Here is an 18,978-nt window from a genome sequence, read left to right on the forward strand (position 1 = left end):
GTTTAAATCAAATTTTCAATAGAAAACATATTATACTTTAAAATTGGGGTGTCATTTTTAGAATTGATAAATCAAATTGTTTCAATTTTAATTTATCAAGTATTCCTTGATAAATCTGTTCATCCATTTTTGGTGTTCTTGAAAGTATCCACAAATACTTTTTATTTGGGTTGCTTACAACAACATAACTGTAATCTTCAGCTAATTCAATTATCCAGTATTTACCTCGAAAAGGCCAGAAAAATTGTACTTTTAATTTTGAGTTTCCAGAATTTTCCTCAATAAATGCTTTCCCTTTTATATAAGATAATTCACCATTAATACTATCTTTGTTGCACCTATTTTCAACTATTATATAATCATCTTTGCTTAATGTATATTCTGCAGTTGTACAGTGGCAACCCTTTTGAAAGCTCTGAGGATAAGATGCTATCTCATACCATTTACCAATAAATTTATTCAAATCAACATAGGGAACTGTCTCCATATATTGTGTTTCAGAACAAGAATTGATACAAAATAACATTATAAGTATTAAAGTGATTTTTACTAACATAATTTTTCAATTTAACTATTTATTACCTAATAAAAAAAATCAAAAATCAAAAGTTAAAATTACCAAGGTATTTGGATTTTATCTCTAAAAAATTTACCAGTTAGTTCATTTGGTGCTTCATTTGCTAACCAAACAATTGTTTCTGAACCTTCACTTACCATTCTTGTAGCAAACTGACCACCCATGTCAGTTTTAACCCAACTAGGACAAACTCCATTTACTGAAATGTCTTTCTCTTTAAGTTCATATGCCATCTGACGTGTAATTGAATTTAATAATGATTTAGAAACACAGTAAAATGGAGACCATCCACCAATTTCATCTGTCATAGATCCACCCCCACTCGATACATTAATAACTTTACAAAAAGGATTTAGGTGTTTTAGAAAAGTTCGAGTAACATTAATTGGTCCATAACAATTTGTCTGAATTGTTTCTTCTATCAAGTTAGTATTCATATTAAATATGCTATTATCTTCTTTAATAAGTATTGCTGCATTATTAATTAAAACATCAATCTTAAATCCTAATTTAGAAAATTTTTCTTCTGCTTTATAAATACTTTGTAAATCACTTACATCTATTAATAATTTTGATACATCTATTCCTAAATTAGCTAAATTAGTACAAGCTTCATTTAATGAGTTTTCATTTCTTCCTGAAATAAAAATTTTAAAACCTAACAATCCAAGTTGACGAGCTGTTTCATATCCAATTCCTTTGTTTGATCCAGTGATTAATACATTTTTCTTCATAATTAGATTTGTAAATAACTTTTAATAAAGATCATGATTGATAAAAATGAGCAAATATTTTACTCTAAAATATTATAATGGTCCGTATGAGAATGTAATTTGAATATTAACAAAATTATTCGGTCGTTTAGAAATGCTATCAACAGAAACTAAAGTTGGAATTTCACCATTTCCATAAACTAATTTTTTCGATAATATTATTTTCTTACTTTTAGATTTATAGGATTTTAGGGATTGAATACCTTCTTTAATATTTATAGGTGGGTTGATAAATTTTGAAACTTCATTTAAAAGAATGTATGATTTCTTATACCAATATTTTAGGTCAGTTATGTTTTTATTAAATCTCTTAGTCTGAAAATTAAAAGTTAAGTTATAATATTCACAACCCCAGTTTTTGATAATTACTATTTCGTTGTTTGGAAAGTATAAAGTTTCAATTCCAGTTATACTATCTGATTGTAATTTGAAAGTTGAATTTAGAATTTTTTTATTTGAAATTATTGGTTCAGCTTTTCCTTTTGTACAATTCGTATCAATTTCATTTTTAACAAGAATCTCAGAATTTTCTTTTGTTTTTAATTTAAAACTAGTATCAGCAAATACTTTATTATAAATATGAATTGAAATAATTAGATAAATTGATAAGATCAATATTGAGAAGCATTTATATTTAAATTTTTTGTAAACCATATACTACTCATAAAATATAAAATTGTAATATTAATCTAATTAACTATAATACAAAGTCTTAAATAAAAATTACATCCACTCCTTTCATTGGTATATTCAAATAAAAACACTAAAAATAAAATAATTGGTGTAACGCAAAGATTAACTAATTTATTTTACAAATTTCAACACTTTAAATCCTTCATTATTTCTAAATTTCAAAAAATAAACTCCTGATTGAAACTTAGAAATATCAATTGAATTTGTACCTTTTAAAACATAGGTACTTACAATTAACTTACCTGAGATGTCCAAAATATCAATTAAATTATTATTTGGTGATTCAATTTTAATATAAGATCTACTAGAATTTTGAAGAATATAAAGTTCAGAATTATTCTCAAATTCTTCAATCGAATTAGATGAACAAATAACAGCGTTTAATTTTTGCCAAATTTTATTGCATAAAATCGTTGTGACTTCAGCATTATCTGATTGATTACCAATTCTAACAAATAAGATTCTTTTACTTGGAGAGATACTTAAAATCTGCCCATTCTTACCGAGTGCAGCAATCATATCTTGCGGTGCAAAAGGAGCTAAAGAACCTGGAAATATAATCTGAGATGTTGGAAGCATATAATTATTTTTTCCATTTAACCACCACAAATATCCATAAGAGTTATTTAAAGTTTGAGAAGGATTCACCATTTGATTAAAGTAATCTTTATCTTTTAAAAGTGTATCATTATTCCAAATACCTTTGTTTTGAATTAGCAAACCGAATCTTGCCATACTTCTTGCTTTACTAAAAAATACATTATCATAATCAATTGTAAACCAACTTCCTGAAATTCCAGTTAAATTTTTTAACTTATTTGCAGTGAATAAATTTATATTTTGTCCTGTTGCATTTGTTAATACTTTTTCTAGCAAAGTATAAGGAGCATTGTGATATGCCCATCTTGTACCAGCATCTGCAATGTAATTCAAACAAGAGTCCACTAAACAATGGTTATCAGAAACACCATCATTCAAACCAGTAGTCATTGTTAACTGATTTCTTATTGTAATTTTATTCTCTTGCTCATCAGTACAAGTTGTCCAATGTTTACCAAGAAATTTTGATGAAACGTCATTGATAGATAAGTAACCTGATTCTTGAGCTTGACCTATTAGAAAAGAAGTTAATGTTTTACCCGCTGATGCCCAATACCAAACACTATCCTTTGTAAAAGTGCCAAAATATTTTTCGATAACAATTTTACCATCAATTAAAACGATAAATCCTTTTGTATTTTCTTGTTCTAAAAAATTATATAAAGGTATGATTTCATTTACACACCAACCTAAGGTTGATGGAGAAATTGTATCCCAGTTAGCATTTGGGTTAACAGGTGGAAAATATAATCCTTGCGATTTTACATTGTAAACATTTACAAAAAATGTTATTGCAGTAAAAAGAGTTAATAAATATCTAAAAATATATTTCATTAATGGAAATAGTAAACTTGTTAATTAGATTAAAATTTTTATGGATCAGTGTAACCAACACAAAATGGTTCCAATAATTTTCAATTGAAAAGAAATACTTTTGTATAAATTAAACTCCTTTATCAATCTTTATTATTCTTTTACAAATAAATGTGAATAATTAACTCCATTTAAATTTGCTACTAAAATGTAAGTTCCAGAAGTTAGATTCCCAATTATTATATCTTTAGTATAATTCCCATCAATAATAATTTCATTAGAGATTTCTTGAATTACTTTACCATCAATTGAAACTATTTTAAATGAAGCATTTAATTTTTTTTCAGTTGAAATATTAATGTTTAAAATTTTGCTAGACGGGTTTGGATATAATGAAAACGATAACTTATTATCTTCACTAATCAACTTAACTCCTGTATTTGAGGTTTTATCAATTGTCCAGGTTACTAGGTTAAAATGTTTTGTTGAATGATTATTTATTCTAATCATATCTGAAGTATCTGTAACAGTTGCGGTGAGTAAATGTTTGGAATTAGATAAATTATTTGGATCTATATTTACAGAATCCACATTATTTAAAATGTTAATTCCATCTAATTCCCATTTTATATTTAAAGTATTTGGGACTGGGTACATAATTTCTTTTAATCTAAATAATAAAATTTTATTATTAGAATTTACTTCAAGAGTTGTTGGTGAATAACTAACAATTGGATTAGTTAATGAATGTATTTTTTCAATCAAACCTTCTCTGCAAACATTACAATATGGTCTGTTTAAATATCTCATCTTGCAGTCATTATGTGGTCTGTACCATAAATTTGATTGCCCTCCACAGCAATGTTGATAAATACCAATTTCATCAACACCCATCCAGTTTTTCCATTTTACAAGTGAAGGGTCAGTTTGTTTGGTCATGTTAATTCCTTCTTGAGAATATACATCTCCAGCATAATATTCATCTATTAACTTTGCAAATGAATGCCCTAGTTCGTGAGCACTTATTTCATTGCTATTTGATTGAATTGTTGAAGTTGCAAAATCGCCTCCACTTCCACCATAATAAATTGAGTTAGCAATTATAAAAGCTTGATCATAATTTGGAAAATTATTTAAAAGCACATTTGCAATGTTTGATGCTTTTTCGGCAACAACTAATCTATGAATACCATATGCATCAAAAGAACAACCGAAGTAAGTATTAGGATTTGAAACAGGTACTGGATCAGTGCTGCAATCATTAGCTGTATTTGGATGTTTAGTTCCTGATTGAGCAGATACAACCCTGATAGCAAAAACGTTGAAATAGTTTTTGTAATTCAACCAAGGCGATTGAGTAAATAAATAATCTGTTAATTTCCTTGCGTCTGACACAAATTTATCTTGTTCAGTTAAAGTATAACCATCCCCCATAATAACAAAGTTAATATACTTATTTACATCTCCTTTAAAACTTATAGTATCAACTTTTAATAATTGTGATTTACTAAAATTAATTGTGAAAATAAAAGCAACAAAAGCATAAATTAATTTTTTCATAAGATTATAATTTTACATTGTTTAACTCTGTTTTAGAACCATTTTTTAATTTTTCAAATATCCTTACATTATTCGAATCGTTTGTCATTTGAAGTCTAACAAAAAATTCCTTTTTATTAAGTTTTACAATTTTTTTAGTAAGATTATTAAGTTCATCAGTAAACTCAACAGTTTTAAATAGTGGATGTTCAATAATAGTTGAACTGATTAATTTTCCTTGATCAAAAAGTTCAAAACTTAAATCATTCTCATATTCAGGATTTGAATCTGTATTTGGTTTGAATTTGCCAGAGCTTTTTGAATGACTAACTACCTCAATAATGTTTTTATTATTTATTGAATCATTACTAATTCTTAAAACTAAAAATAAAATTAAGTTTGGATTATTGTATTTTGGAACTGGCTTCTCTATAATTGTTTGATTGCTTGTTCCACAGGAAAAAACAACAATTATGAAAGTAAATAGTATAATATATTTCAAAAAATTTATAAATGATGTCATGTTAATTTAGTCTTTATTTCAGAAGATTATTAATTTAATAATTATAAAATATTCTATTAATCTAACATAAATTAACTTAAAACTTCATAACTAATAACATGCACTTCTCTATTTCTTAAAATCAATTCATCTGTTTTTTTACAAACAAAAGAATCTTTTACAACTTCATAACAATCACCAGTTATTAAAATTTGATTCACACCAGAAAGAGATTGCAACCTTGCTGCTACGTTTACAGTATCTCCAATAACAGTATAATCTAGTCTTTTTAAAGTTAAAGAACCAATGTTCCCAGAAACTACTTCGCCACTATTTATTCCAATTGAAACTTTTGGTTTATATACATTTTTTCCAATGAAATCTGGAAGTTCATCAATTTTTTTTCGGATAGATAAGCAAGCCTCAATGGCTCTATCTAAATGGTAAGATCCTTTAAACACTGCCATTACACAATCTCCAATAAATTTGTCAATCAAACCATTTTGTAAAATAATCTCCTTAACCATTATATCGAAATAAGTATTAAGTAAGTTAACAACAATATCTGGAGTTTCTTTTTCACTTATTGAAGTAAATCTACAAATATCTATAAATGCAATAGTTGCCTCAACAGTTTCATTTACTAACATCGATGCTTCAAATTCATGGCTACCCATAAAATTTATAACACTTTCATCTACATACATTTTCAGAATATTATTTTCTTTGATTGCCTGTATAGTAGATTTCATCTGCTCTATTTGTGTTATAGTTTTTTCAATTGTAAGATCCAAATCTTCAAAGTTTACTGGTTTAACTACAAAATCAAATGCTCCCCTGTTCATAGATGTTCTAATATTTTCCATATCTCCATAGGCAGAAACCATAATAGTTTTTATTAATGGATATGAATCATTGATCTTTGATAGCAGTGTCAATCCATCCATTTCGGGCATATTAATATCACTCAAAATAATATTAATATCTGAGTTTTCTTTTAATTTCAATAAAGCATCTTTACCATTTATTGAAAAAATAAATACATATTTTTGATCTCGAATTTGTTGACGAAATTTGTGTTTAATCAGAATTTCTAAATCAGTTTCATCATCAACAACTAATATTTTTGTCATATAAAAATTGTTTTTAATTTCTTTTTTAAATGATTAAAATCAATAGGCTTTGTCAGAAAATCTTCTGCCCCATGTTTCATTGCCAAATTATAATTTTCATCATCACTATAAGCAGTTATTAAAATTACTTTTGGTGAAGGATCTATGTAATGTTTCTTAAAGTACTTCAAAAGTTCCAAACCACTCATTCCTGGCATATTAATATCTGTTAAAATCAATATCACTTCATGATTGTGAATATCCATATATTTTACAGCATCTTCAGCAGTAAATGCAAATACAAATTCAACTTCATTATTACGAATCTCTTTTCTGAATTTTTGTTCAAAGAGATATTGAATATCAACTTCATCATCAATAACTAATATCTTCATAAAGTAAATTTGAATGTGTTTTTACAGTTTAATTATAAACTCAGAATACTCACCAATTTTTGTATCAACTTTTAATTCACCACCATGGCTCTTTTTTATTATATCATAACTTAATGATAAACCAAGACCTGTACCTTGACCAGTAGGTTTTGTTGTGAAAAATGGTTGAAAAATTTTATCAATAATATTTTGTTCAATTCCATTCCCATTATCTTTAATTCTAATCTCAATATTCGACCCTATATTTTTTGTACTAACATAAACTGTAGGTTCGTAATCAACAACTGAAGATAATTTTTTTTCATTGACAGCATAAAATGCGTTAGTAAGGATATTCAAAATAACTCTTCCAATATCTTGAGGTACTATATTCAACTTACCTATACTTTTATCAAATTCAGTAATCAATTTAGAATTGAAAGATTTGTCTTTAGCTCTTAAACCATGATAACAAAGCCTAACATATTCATCAACTAATGCATTAATATCCGTAAGTTCTTTTATTGAATTACTACTTCTGCTGTGTAGGAGCATACCCTTTACAATTGCATCTGCTCTTTTTCCGTGATGAGTAATTTTTTCTTCATTTAACTTAATATCATTTGCTAATGAAATTACTTCAACATAATTTTCATTGCTAATTTCCTCAATCATTTCAGAGATAAGTTCAGAATTAACTTCAGAAAAATTATTCACAAAGTTTAATGGATTCTGAATTTCGTGAGCTATTCCAGCAGTTAGCTCACCAAGTGAAGCCATTTTCTCGGATTGAATTAGTTGGGCTTGAGTTGATTTTAACTCATTGATTAATACTTCAAGTTCTTGTTTTTGAGTATCAATTTCAAATTTCTGAGTCCGTAATAAATTATAATCTTTCTGTTTGTGTCGGTAAGAAAAAATAAAATACAATATAAACCCAAACAAAAGTGATAATACAATCAATCCTGCTATAAAAAAAACAGTTACATCATTTGAGTTTATTTGTGATACTTCATTCAAGATAATTCTAATTTATTTCTATTTGAAATTGAATTTAAAAAAATTGATACCCCATAAGTTAAGTACAATAAACCACTTATTATATACAATATATCATATATTATTAAAGGTGGGTTCTTTAGCTGATATACTTTAATACTATGGAAACCCCATATTAAAATGTTTATTGAATAATAAAACAATACTGCACTATTGAACCAAAATACACCTTCTTTAAATATGTTAGAGTAACTTGTGTTTTCTCTAATTTTCAAAAAATGGACTAATGAAAGAAATACTAAAAATAAACTTTCTAAAATGAAAATATTTGTGTTTGAAACATTTAACGGTTGAATATAAATTGTATTTACAACTTCAGTTAATAGCAATAGAATTACCATGATAAATAATATCTTGTCCCAGGATTTACTATTGAAAAAATTACTAAAAATTATTGCATAAATTATAAATTCAATTGGTGTTGATATATGGTAAACTATACTATTAGTACGTTCCATGTTAAAATAAATAAATATATAAGGAACTATATGTGCTATTAATTCACTTATCACACCTTGCAAAATTAAAATCCCAATCCACTTATATGGTTGTTCAATTTTAATGAAAAATTTTACACTGACTATTAATGATAATAACAGCAAACTGTAATAAAATATATTGTAGAAATTTAAATTCAACTATTATTATAAAATTTTAAAGTAATATTTATTAAAAATAAAGAATCAGTTATTAAATATAATAAGTTCTTTAAAATAAAATTTATACTTATCACAATGTTAATGTGATAAGTATAAATTAATTTTATTTTAACATTTATTTTGGACTTAAAAATCTATGAAAAAGTAAAGTCAAATTCAACTAATAAATTAACTTTTGATAATGTAAAAATCTAAAATTAAAAAATGACAATAAAATTACATATTATTGTTTTAAACTTTGTTTGATGTTATTTCTAAAATTATCAAAATAAATATAATTTCCACTAAGGAACTAAATTAACTGGTGGGGTAGTAGTTATAATTGGAGGCTTAGGGCAATTTGGAGGACAAGGTGAAGCATGATCACATATAGAGCTTTTATCAGAATCTGAAAAATCTGATACGTTAGTCGGAATTAATAGAATATATTCTTCCCCAACTTTTTTGACACCATTTATTATAACTTTCAGATTTGGATAAACAATAGAACTTCATTTCCTGGAATAGTTTTTTCAAAACTACCAACTGATCCAAATGAAATCATTACTTGAGAAACAATTTCACCAGGTTGAATATTTCTATTAAAATTAATTATTTCATTAATATCATTTGACTCAAGCATAAACCCTTTTAAAGGTACAATTGTTCCAGATTCATCTTTACAATAGATAGGATGTTTCGAATAATCGTTCATCAAATTTTGAGCTTCTTGCCATGATATAAATTCACTTTGATTCGATGGATGAGTAATTTTACTCTCATGATTTTTTTTTATAAAACAAATTACTGCTACAAAAATTGCTCCAGCAACAAAAAACAATAAATCAATTACAATTGGTGGCATGTTAAATATTTAAGATTAAAAGTTAAAAATATTATTGATAATTAAAATCAAATTTAAAGTTCTAAATTTTTATTGATATACATTATTTAAATAATAGATTGCGTTTTATAATTTTCTTTGTCATAAAATATTGAAATTCATTAATTATACTTTTAGAGTAATTCCAATTTACAGTTCTACAATCATCTATTAAAATAAGTTATTAGACTTGTCTTAAACATGTATTATATAAGCAATTGAGGTGAGTAATGCAGTTCCACAAATTTCGATAATTCCATGCTAAACAAATTTCATATCAATGAAATAATTTAAGAATTTATAGAAAATACCTTTGAATGGCATCGAATATAACTATTTGATTGAATTAATAATTGAAAATTTAAGTAAAAACTAATAATTGTTAAATAATTTTAAATTCTTAAAATATTTTTTAAATTAAAAAATCTGTTTTTTTAAATAAATAATATTAACAACTTTTTTCAATTATGATTATTAAAATAATCGATAGTAAAATTATCATATTACAAATCAATTATTCTATTTGACTTGAGTTTTTATCCAAGATAAAATTTCCTCTAATGCAATTGGTGAAAAGGTTTGTTCAATTGTAGAATACTCTGTTGGGGAACCAGTTTTACTTTCTTGAAACAAGTGGTTTAATTTTGGTAGTTCTTTAATTGTGAAATTATTATTACCACCTTTTTTTAAAGAATTTGAAATTGCAACTAAATTTTGTTTTGGAGATACTTGTAAGTCATTACTCCCATTTAAAGCTAATACCGCGCAATTAGTCTTTTCTAAAGCTTTTGCTGGATCATATTTTAAAAAAAACATCATCCAAGGAGTTGTAATTTGTTTAACTTGATTTGCAATTAATTCTTTTTGAGTAGCTTCATTTGAACTATCTATTTGGTTTAATTTTTTTAACTCATTAATCAAATAATTATTTAAATCAGTTTTCAATTTAATAATATTGTTAGACTTAACAATCATAGTAAAAACTATTTTGTTTATAGCATTAGATTTTATAATTTCAGATTCTGGAACTCCAGAAGCTTTACTAATTAACTCCTGCTGAGTTAACAATAATTTATCACCTGAAACACCAGTGCCAGAAAGCAAAATAATGAATCTGATATCTTTAGATTTAGATGCTACCATTGGTGCAATAATTCCACCTTCACTATGACCAATTAATCCAATTTTTTTTATATCAACTTCTTTTCTAGTTTTCAAAAATTCTACTGCAGATTCAACATCAGAGGCAAAATCTAATGAAGTTGCTTTACTAAAGTCTCCTTCTGAACCATAAGTTCCTCTGTCGTCATACCTTAATACTGCTATACCATTTCTGGATAAAAAATCTGAAATAACAAGAAAAGGTTTATGGCTCAAAAGCTCTTCATCTCTATTTTGAGGTCCACTTCCAGATATCAAAACAACTACTGGAAATTCTTCTCCAAAACTCGGGAAAGTAAATGTTCCAGCTAATTTAATGTTTGCTTTTTTATTATTAAAAGTTACATCTTCACTTTTATAAGGGTATGGTTTTAATGGTTCTTGTGGTCTGGAAACTTTGTCTTTTTCAATAATTTCTTTTGATAAATTTAAATCAAATACTTGGCCACCTTGATTGAATTTACCAACAATAATTTTATCTTTAAGTTCTCCATTAAACTTAATTTTTGCATCCTTAATTTCAAGTTTTAAAATCGAATTTTCAAATAAGGTAAAATCTACTTTAATATCTTTTGCACCTTGATCTGGGCTATCCATGGTTGACATATAACTTGAATCAGTTTTTACAATGTTAAATACAATTCTAAGTTGAATATTTTGGACTTTTAATATACCATTCCAAGAGCCAGTTATATCTTGACTGAATGATATTTGGGTTAGTAAAAGAGTAATAATTATTATTGCAAAGAATTTCATATTGATTTAGATAATAAAAATAAAGGAGATTAATTTAAAAAATGATGTTAAAATTTAATGAAATAATATTTGTTTTAGAATTTGAGACTTGAAATTTTAGAAAACAATTCATACTTTTTAAGAAGTACTATCCACAATTTTTGTCTAAATAATATTGCAAATTACTCTTTGAAAAATTATTTATAAATCTCAAATAAAATTTAGGATTGGAAAACAAAATATTTATATAATTGTGAGAATTGATAATTGTATTATAAATACGTTTTATCAAAAATATATCTAAATTCTTTTGTAATTAATTTAGATAACTAATTGTATATAATTTATTTAAAGTATATACAATAATTTTTATATACACATTATCCAAGTTCTAATAAATATGAATATTTTCTAATTCAAATTCTGACTTTGAATACAAATTATTTCCAATAAGATTTGATTTTAAAATTAAATAATCTCGCCATCAAATGTTAACCTTGCTTTGCTTCTTGAATAATGAATTCTAATTAATCACATTATTTCACGAACAATTGGTAGTTTAATAACTTCAATTTCAAAAAAAAAGTGCATAAAATAATAGCTTTGTCTATTAAATCTTAACTAATTATTTGAGAAGCAATTGTAGAATTATAACCATCACTATATAAAAGGTAATTAGTATTTATTATAGGATGAATTCTTTATTTTAGTTGATTAATATCACTATTGTTACCAAACTTAATTTATTCAGACTGAGGGTAATCATAATTTACCATCCAATTAATACCAAATTTATCTGTAAACATTCCAAACAATGCTCCCCAAAATGTTTTATCAATTGGCATTGTAATAATACCTCCAATTGAAAGAGAATTAAACAATTTATTAGCTTCTTCTTCTGATTCAGTGTTAATTGTAATTGCAATATTATTACCAAATTTCATATCACCACCAAATGAATTTGATGAATCAGCACCAAATAAAATTGTGGAATTGTTTATTGGTAATGAAATGTGCATGATCTTGTTTTTTTCACTTTCTGGAAAATTGTATTCTGGTGGCATATTTTCATATCTACCAACAAATTGAAATTCAACACCGAATACCGATTTATAGAAATTGAAAGCCTCTTCACAATTTCCATTAAATGTTATGTAAGGATTAATTGATGCCATAAAATAATTTTAATATTAATTTTTTAATTATAATTTTCTTGTATGCCTTTTAAATTATTTAGCCCTATATTCAAATCACTTCCAATCTCTTTATCCATATCCATGAATAACAACATTAAGTTCATTGGGTAATTCATTTTCCCATTAAACTCCCATGTTACTTTAGTTTGATTGGGTCCATTTTCTTCTGTTGACATGTAAGCATTACTTGTTGATTCAAATGGAATTTTAAATCTAATTTCATAATCAACTCTAGAGCCTTCAGTTATTTTTACAATTTCTTGTTCACCTTTTCCTACATCTTTATTTTCACTATCCCATGAAGAAATAAATCCAATAGTTGCATCTGTTCCTTTAAATTCTTTTTTCATATTAGCATCCATCTTTGACCATTTACTATATTCATTCTGATTTTTTAAAAATTTTATATAATTAAAAACATCTTGTTTTGGTTTGTTGATTACAATATCTCTTTTAACTACATATTCCTTTTTAACGAATATGGCTATAATTAAAAATAATGCTATGATACCTAATATTGCTATTAGAAGTCGCTTTAAAATTTTCATTTTAATTTTAGAAAAATAATTTATAAATATTTGATAATCAAAATTATTAAAAATAATAATAAAATGTTCTTACTATATTGAAAAAAATTGTAAATGAAATTATTCCATCAATTGTATTTCTCTAATTTCTACAGATCCAGTTTTATATTCAAGAATTGGACAATCTAATAGCTCCTCATTATTTGAAATCAAATTTATTTTCTTTATAAGTTAGGCTTTGCTTTTAGGCGGTATTAATTTTAACATGAAAAATATCAATAACCACATTAATATTTTTAAAGGATTTACCAAACTAGGATTTAACATTTTAAAGTACAAATAATGTTAAATTGGAGAAATTTTTTAATAAAAATTTATTAAAAAAAGTAAGTTAATGAATTATTAACATTTTTTGTTAACACCTCTATTGTTAAAATTCTATAAATTTCAATTGATTTAAAGATATAATAAGAAATTAACTATTTAAGAACTTTGATAGAAGTGTATGAAAATGGTGAGTACATTTTTCTCTTTTAATTGAAAACCTACCTTGATTGTAGAACCTACTTTTAACTCCTTTTTGAACTGATTCAACTACAGCTTCATCTTCTAGTTCAACAGTATCTAAGCCTACTCCAGCTCCTATATTTATTAGGCTTTCATCATAAGTATAAGTAATAAAAGAAATTTTTGTTTTGTTATGTGCCAATGGCTTTACAATATTTAATGATAATCCCCAAGGGTAAAAATTGAACATCATATTTGGAAATACCCAAAAATAATAAGCTGCAACAAATTTACCATAATCTGGCGATGTTTTTGGTAAATCAAACGTTCCAATCTTACTTTTACTAATTCCTAATTGTAGGTTTGAATATGGATAAAAAATTTCATTATTGTAGTTCTCAAAATCTAAAACATTATTCAATGAATTATGAACAAATGGAATATGAAATCCTTCAAGGTAATTATCACAATATAAAGCCCAGTTTGCTTCAATATAATAATCTTTACTCAAATCGTCTCTTCTAACTAATTTATCTAATTGAATGAAATTCATTCTATCAATCATTTCACCAAAAAATTTTAATGGATCTGAATCATTATTAAGTGAGGAGAAAAGCAAATTGCCCCATTTAAAAATATTCAATTCTGTTAAGTTGTCATCTTTACATGGAAAATTTTGTACTCCTTCAAATTCAGGCATAGATTGAAATTCACCATTTGAATTAAAAGTTCTACCATGATAACCACATCTTATTTGATTTAAATTTTGAGGTTTATTTACAAGTATATTTCCGCGATGAGTACATACATTACTCACTAACTTTAAATTTGAATTGTTATCTTTAAGAATAATTAGGGGTTCATCAAGAAATGATTCCAGAAATGTAATTGGGTATGCAAATCCATTATCTGGAAACAAATCTAGGTCACCAATAAACTGAAAACTTTTTGAAAATATTTTTTCTTTAGATAGGGAGAAAATATCTTGAGAGGTGTAAAAATCTGAATGAATTGTTTTAGCAAGCGAAATATTCTCATCAATAAAAAATTGGTTCATAAATCAGGAATTTTATGTTTGTTTGTAAAAATAAATTTTATTTAAAATTATAAATATCAACAATTATGAATGGATTTTTATTTCTAATTATTTTTCTTTTATTGATTTGATTGTAGGAATATGGTCCACTTTGAAGTTTAATGAATTTGCTATAAAACAATTTTGATTGGCTTTATTGTGTAGTTCAATAGCTTTTTCTATCATAGAACTTTCGCTCACAATAACTAATGGATTTAAAATAACTTTTGTAAAACAACCACCTTTATCTTTAAATACAGATAAGATTCCCTCTGCAAAATCTGTATATTCTAACACAACTATTCCTGAGTCTGCACAAAGATGAAGATACCATAACATGTGGCAAGATGAAACTGATGCTAAGAAAAAATCTTCTGGACTATGTTTAGTATAATCTCCTCTGAATGGTGCATCTGAAGAACACTGTAATTCAACTTTATTTTCAATATTAATATTATGGCTTCTCTCGTAAGCAGCATAATCATTAGTACCTTGCCCTTTGTTTCCAGTCCATTTTAGAGTTAGTTTGTATTGATGATTAATATTCATACTTAGATTTAAAATTAATGTTCGTTATAAATAAATTTTTATACAAAAGATAAAACTGAAATACTAATTGGATTTAGCCATTTTAATTAGTTCAATAACAGTTTTTAAATTACGAGTTGTTGCTGTTACATTTAACTTTTTTTCGAGTAAGCTATTAGTCAATTTTGATTTGCTGTAACCATAAGGACAAAACAAATAAACACTTTTATTTATTATTTTAAACTCAATATTATCAAAATCTTTTTGAAGTAGTAACAATTTTTCATTCTTTGGAACATCAGATAAAAAAGTAATATGAAGATATGAAATATCTAGTTCTAATATTTTTAAGAAAGGATTAGATTCATAGATTTTCTCTAATTCATTTATTCCTAATACAATAACTGGAACATCAAAAAAGAGAAGTTCTTTTATTTTATCTGAAATATTTTGAGCTAAAATTTTACAATCTGATAACTTATAATTAAAAATTAAATTACCACTTTGAATGTAAGATTTAACATTCTCAAATCCAATGTTCTCTAACATTAATCTAAGAGAATCCATTTTAATTAATTTATTCCCACCAACATTAATTCCCCTAAGAATTGCAATGTACTTAATCTTATCAACCATTGTTTTTTATAAAAAGATATTAAAATTATTAAAACTAAAAAGCTTTTTACTTGTTTTATTCCTGAAATAATAAATTAAGAATTTGGGAATATTGCAGATGGGTAACTAATCCAATTAATAAGATAAGTTTTGCAAACATTTAACAGATTTGTAGCAGTTTCTATATTATAACTCTCTTTAGATGTTTCTGTAATTTTACAATCAGCATAATACTCACCTGACTTCAAAAATCTATTTTCATTTTCAGATAAATATATCAGAGTTTTAGCTCCTTCTAAAGGGCTTTTACCCATTAAATAAAAAAACAATTTTGAAAAAATACCAGCTGTTCTAGCTATATCTGTTCTTACTAACCCAGGATGATTACTGTAAACTCCTATATTTGATTTGGATAGATTTATGGCAAACAACTTTGTAAGTAAAATTAAACCTAATTTAGTTTGACTATAAGATTTAAATCCAGAAAAATTAATTTTTAGTTCAATATTATTGAAATTTATTTTGCCTTGATGAAGACCAGATGTAGTAAAAATTAATTTACCTAGATCCGATTTTTCCAATGAATTAATTAACAAGTGGCTTATCAAAACAGGAGCTAATAAATTAACATGAAAAATCTCTTCAATTTTATTTTCACTTTCAATCAAACTAAAGTTCATAATACCTGCATTATTAATTATTGCATCTAAATTATCATAGTTATTCTTAACTTTTTTACAAGCCTCTGATATTGATTCAAATGAAGATAAGTTACATTTAATTAGTTCTAATTTACCTTTGGAATTAGGGTGATTGTCTTTAAAGTTTTGTAATAAAGTTTCCCCTTTTTCATCATTTCGATAAGTTGCAATTACAGTTGCACCATCATTTGCAAGTTTGAGTGCTGCAACCTTACCAATCCCAGATGTTGCACCTGTTATAAATATATTTTGACCTACTAAATTCATAGTTAAAGTTAAATTTACTGATTATTTAATTCAGAAATTTTAATAAAAAAATCCCAAAACATTGGGATTAAAATACAATTTCAAAATTAAACAGTTTGAGAAAATAATTGAATGGTAGGTTCTGATTTGTGTAGTCTAGAATCAAATGCCATGCATATATTTCTAATAAAATTTTTACCTTCTTTAGTTACAAATAATTTTGATTCTTCAATAATTATTAGGTTATCTTGAATAAGTTCATTTAATCTTTCTAAAGATTCAAAAAGAGCAGGGCATTGATTTTGTGGCTCTTTCCAAGAAGTTTCAAATTTGCAAATAATATTAATTATATGTTGACGTATTATTAAGTCTTCATTGGTTAGAATATGACCTTTAAAAATTGGTAATAATCCTGAATTTACCTTAGTCAAATAATCTTCAAGGTTTTTAGAATTTTGTGAAAAACCGCTCCAGCTATCACTAATAGAAGATACACCTAACCCAATCAGTAAGCGAGTTTTGCTTGAAGTATAGCCCATGAAATTTCTATGCAAAGTTCCTTTTTCAACAGCATTGAAAAGTGAGTCGTTGGGTAGTGCAAAATGATCCATACCTATTTCTGAATAACCACCTTTTTCTAATAATTCTCTACCAATTTCATATAACTTTCTCTTTGTTTCTGGTTCTGGCAAATCACTATCAGAATATCCACGCTGTGCAGGTTTTATCCATGGTACATGAGCATAACTATAAAATGCAATTCTATCTGGTTTAATAATTAACACTTTATTAATTGTAGTTTCAATGCTTTCAATAGTTTGAAAAGGCAATCCATAAATAAGATCATAATTAACTGATTCATATCCAATTTCTCTTGCTGAATTGGTTGTAAATTTTACCTGTTCGTAACTTTGAATTCTATGAATTGCAACTTGTACTTTTTCATCAAAATCCTGTACTCCTAAGCTCAATCGTTTGAATCCATTATTGAATAATGAATTTAAATGTGCTGTTGTTGTATTATTTGGGTGAGCTTCAAAACTTAAATGAGCATTAGAATCAATAGTTGCAAAAGATTTAATACCTTCAATTAATAATGTAAGATTTTCTGGACTAAAAAAAGTTGGTGTACCACCTCCTAAATGAATTTCGCTAATTTTTGGTACATTCTGAAATATATAAATATACATTTCAAATTCTTTTAAAATTGCTTCCAAATAAGGCTTCTCAACCGAATGATTAATTGTGATTCTTGTATTACAACCACAATAAGTGCACAAACTTTCACAAAATGGTAAATGTATGTAAATACTTATTCCCTCACTTTCATTACTTTGATCAAATGATTGTTTAACTAGATTTGACCAGTCTTTTATGGAAATTGAATTCTCCCAATATGGTACTGTTGGGTAACTTGTATATCGCGGACCAGGTACATTATATTTTTGTATTAAATCTTTTCTCATTAATAATAATTTTTAAAATTCAAATTTTTAAAAAGGAATCTTGAGAATTAATTGAGTGAATATTTTTTAAACCAAATATTAAAAACTTACATTTTTAGATCAGATTTCAATCTAATCAGAAAATCACTTTCTAATTTATTTTTGCCTTTAAAAGAGTTTGCAATTGAATCAGCAATTTTTAAAATAATTTCTTTAACTTTAATTGTAAAGTAAATTTCATTTTGATTATAATAAGCAATAAAGGAACTATATGCTTTTTCTGAACTTATATTCATTTCTTGAAAAATCTCAAATTCAAATTCAGTTAAAAATGCTGAATCTGTACCAAATTTATCTTCTTTCTCATCAAGAGGAACTAAATCAGTTACTACAAGATTTTTTAATTCGTTAAATTCTTTAGGGTTTATTTCCCCATCAATTATTGCAACTGCATAAAACAGTTTCCCTAATTCTTTATAAAATTTGTCTGTTAACATATTTGATTTCAAAGTTTAATAGTTTTATTTTGACAAAAATAGTGATTAAAAAATTTAAATTTATAGTTGATTAAAATTAAAAAAAACCTTTACAATTCAAACAAATGAAAAGTAAAGGTTTAAAACATTATAAATTGAAAACATCAAATCTTTTTTATATGAATTAAGTTTCGAAAAATCTT

At 25.5% G+C, this 18,978-nt stretch carries 20 protein-coding genes; all 20 read right to left on the reverse strand.

Features of this window, described 5'->3' with window-relative positions; all coding sequences use genetic code 11:
* Positions 1–37: 37 nt before the first annotated feature.
* The 20 genes from IPP08_02480 to IPP08_02575 all read right to left on the reverse strand — a co-directional run bounded on the left by IPP08_02480 (position 38) and on the right by IPP08_02575 (position 18,796).
* On the reverse strand, positions 38–526 hold the full coding sequence (locus IPP08_02480) for a lipocalin family protein (protein ID QQS67060.1): 489 nt from the start codon (positions 524–526) through the stop codon (positions 38–40).
* An 89-nt stretch (positions 527–615) separates the two neighbouring features.
* A complete protein-coding gene (locus IPP08_02485; GenBank protein ID QQS67061.1) occupies positions 616–1,311 on the reverse strand; it encodes an SDR family NAD(P)-dependent oxidoreductase in 696 nt (231 codons plus the stop codon).
* Positions 1,312–1,383: 72 nt separating this feature from the next.
* Positions 1,384–1,965, reverse strand: coding sequence for a hypothetical protein (locus IPP08_02490; protein QQS67062.1), 582 nt, complete (start codon positions 1,963–1,965; stop codon positions 1,384–1,386).
* A gap of 189 nt (positions 1,966–2,154) precedes the next feature.
* A complete protein-coding gene (locus IPP08_02495; protein QQS67063.1) occupies positions 2,155–3,477 on the reverse strand; it encodes a serine hydrolase in 1,323 nt (440 codons plus the stop codon).
* Positions 3,478–3,609: 132 nt separating this feature from the next.
* Positions 3,610–5,016, reverse strand: coding sequence for a T9SS type A sorting domain-containing protein (locus IPP08_02500; protein ID QQS67064.1), 1,407 nt, complete (start codon positions 5,014–5,016; stop codon positions 3,610–3,612).
* A 4-nt stretch (positions 5,017–5,020) separates the two neighbouring features.
* Positions 5,021–5,497: a hypothetical protein gene (locus tag IPP08_02505; GenBank protein QQS67065.1), complete on the reverse strand. Its 477-nt coding sequence runs from the start codon at positions 5,495–5,497 to the stop codon at positions 5,021–5,023.
* Between the two features lie 92 nt (positions 5,498–5,589).
* Positions 5,590–6,630, reverse strand: coding sequence for a response regulator (locus IPP08_02510; GenBank protein ID QQS67066.1), 1,041 nt, complete (start codon positions 6,628–6,630; stop codon positions 5,590–5,592).
* Complete coding sequence (locus IPP08_02515; GenBank protein ID QQS67067.1) at positions 6,627–7,004, reverse strand: response regulator; 378 nt, start codon at positions 7,002–7,004, stop codon at positions 6,627–6,629. Before IPP08_02515 ends, IPP08_02510 begins: the two co-directional genes overlap by 4 nt.
* A 21-nt stretch (positions 7,005–7,025) precedes the next feature.
* On the reverse strand, positions 7,026–7,763 hold the full coding sequence (locus tag IPP08_02520; protein QQS67816.1) for a two-component sensor histidine kinase: 738 nt from the start codon (positions 7,761–7,763) through the stop codon (positions 7,026–7,028).
* A 236-nt stretch (positions 7,764–7,999) separates the two neighbouring features.
* On the reverse strand, positions 8,000–8,644 hold the full coding sequence (locus IPP08_02525) for a hypothetical protein (GenBank protein QQS67068.1): 645 nt from the start codon (positions 8,642–8,644) through the stop codon (positions 8,000–8,002).
* A gap of 523 nt (positions 8,645–9,167) precedes the next feature.
* The gene (locus IPP08_02530; protein ID QQS67069.1) at positions 9,168–9,545 is read right to left on the reverse strand and encodes a hypothetical protein; all 378 of its coding nucleotides are present in this window, start codon (positions 9,543–9,545) and stop codon (positions 9,168–9,170) included.
* A gap of 537 nt (positions 9,546–10,082) precedes the next feature.
* Positions 10,083–11,480 carry an alpha/beta fold hydrolase gene (locus IPP08_02535; GenBank protein ID QQS67070.1) on the reverse strand — a complete coding sequence of 466 codons (1,398 nt, stop codon included), beginning with the start codon at positions 11,478–11,480 and terminating at the stop codon, positions 10,083–10,085.
* A 722-nt stretch (positions 11,481–12,202) separates the two neighbouring features.
* A complete protein-coding gene (locus IPP08_02540) occupies positions 12,203–12,634 on the reverse strand; it encodes a VOC family protein (protein QQS67071.1) in 432 nt (143 codons plus the stop codon).
* A gap of 23 nt (positions 12,635–12,657) precedes the next feature.
* Positions 12,658–13,203 carry an SRPBCC family protein gene (locus IPP08_02545; protein QQS67072.1) on the reverse strand — a complete coding sequence of 182 codons (546 nt, stop codon included), beginning with the start codon at positions 13,201–13,203 and terminating at the stop codon, positions 12,658–12,660.
* A 454-nt stretch (positions 13,204–13,657) separates the two neighbouring features.
* On the reverse strand, positions 13,658–14,746 hold the full coding sequence (locus tag IPP08_02550) for a Rieske 2Fe-2S domain-containing protein (protein ID QQS67073.1): 1,089 nt from the start codon (positions 14,744–14,746) through the stop codon (positions 13,658–13,660).
* A gap of 87 nt (positions 14,747–14,833) precedes the next feature.
* The gene (locus tag IPP08_02555; GenBank protein QQS67074.1) at positions 14,834–15,313 is read right to left on the reverse strand and encodes an OsmC family protein; all 480 of its coding nucleotides are present in this window, start codon (positions 15,311–15,313) and stop codon (positions 14,834–14,836) included.
* 63 nt (positions 15,314–15,376) lie between these two features.
* A complete protein-coding gene (locus tag IPP08_02560; protein QQS67075.1) occupies positions 15,377–15,928 on the reverse strand; it encodes a DUF1697 domain-containing protein in 552 nt (183 codons plus the stop codon).
* Positions 15,929–16,002: 74 nt separating this feature from the next.
* Positions 16,003–16,875, reverse strand: coding sequence for an SDR family NAD(P)-dependent oxidoreductase (locus tag IPP08_02565; protein ID QQS67076.1), 873 nt, complete (start codon positions 16,873–16,875; stop codon positions 16,003–16,005).
* An 86-nt stretch (positions 16,876–16,961) separates the two neighbouring features.
* Positions 16,962–18,320 carry an oxygen-independent coproporphyrinogen III oxidase gene (gene hemN / locus IPP08_02570; protein QQS67077.1) on the reverse strand — a complete coding sequence of 453 codons (1,359 nt, stop codon included), beginning with the start codon at positions 18,318–18,320 and terminating at the stop codon, positions 16,962–16,964.
* Positions 18,321–18,406: 86 nt separating this feature from the next.
* Complete coding sequence (locus IPP08_02575; GenBank protein ID QQS67078.1) at positions 18,407–18,796, reverse strand: hypothetical protein; 390 nt, start codon at positions 18,794–18,796, stop codon at positions 18,407–18,409.
* Between the last annotated feature and the right edge of the window lie 182 nt (positions 18,797–18,978).

This window comes from Chlorobiota bacterium, from assembly GCA_016700335.1.
Classification (GTDB): Bacteria; Bacteroidota; Ignavibacteria; order OLB7; family OLB7.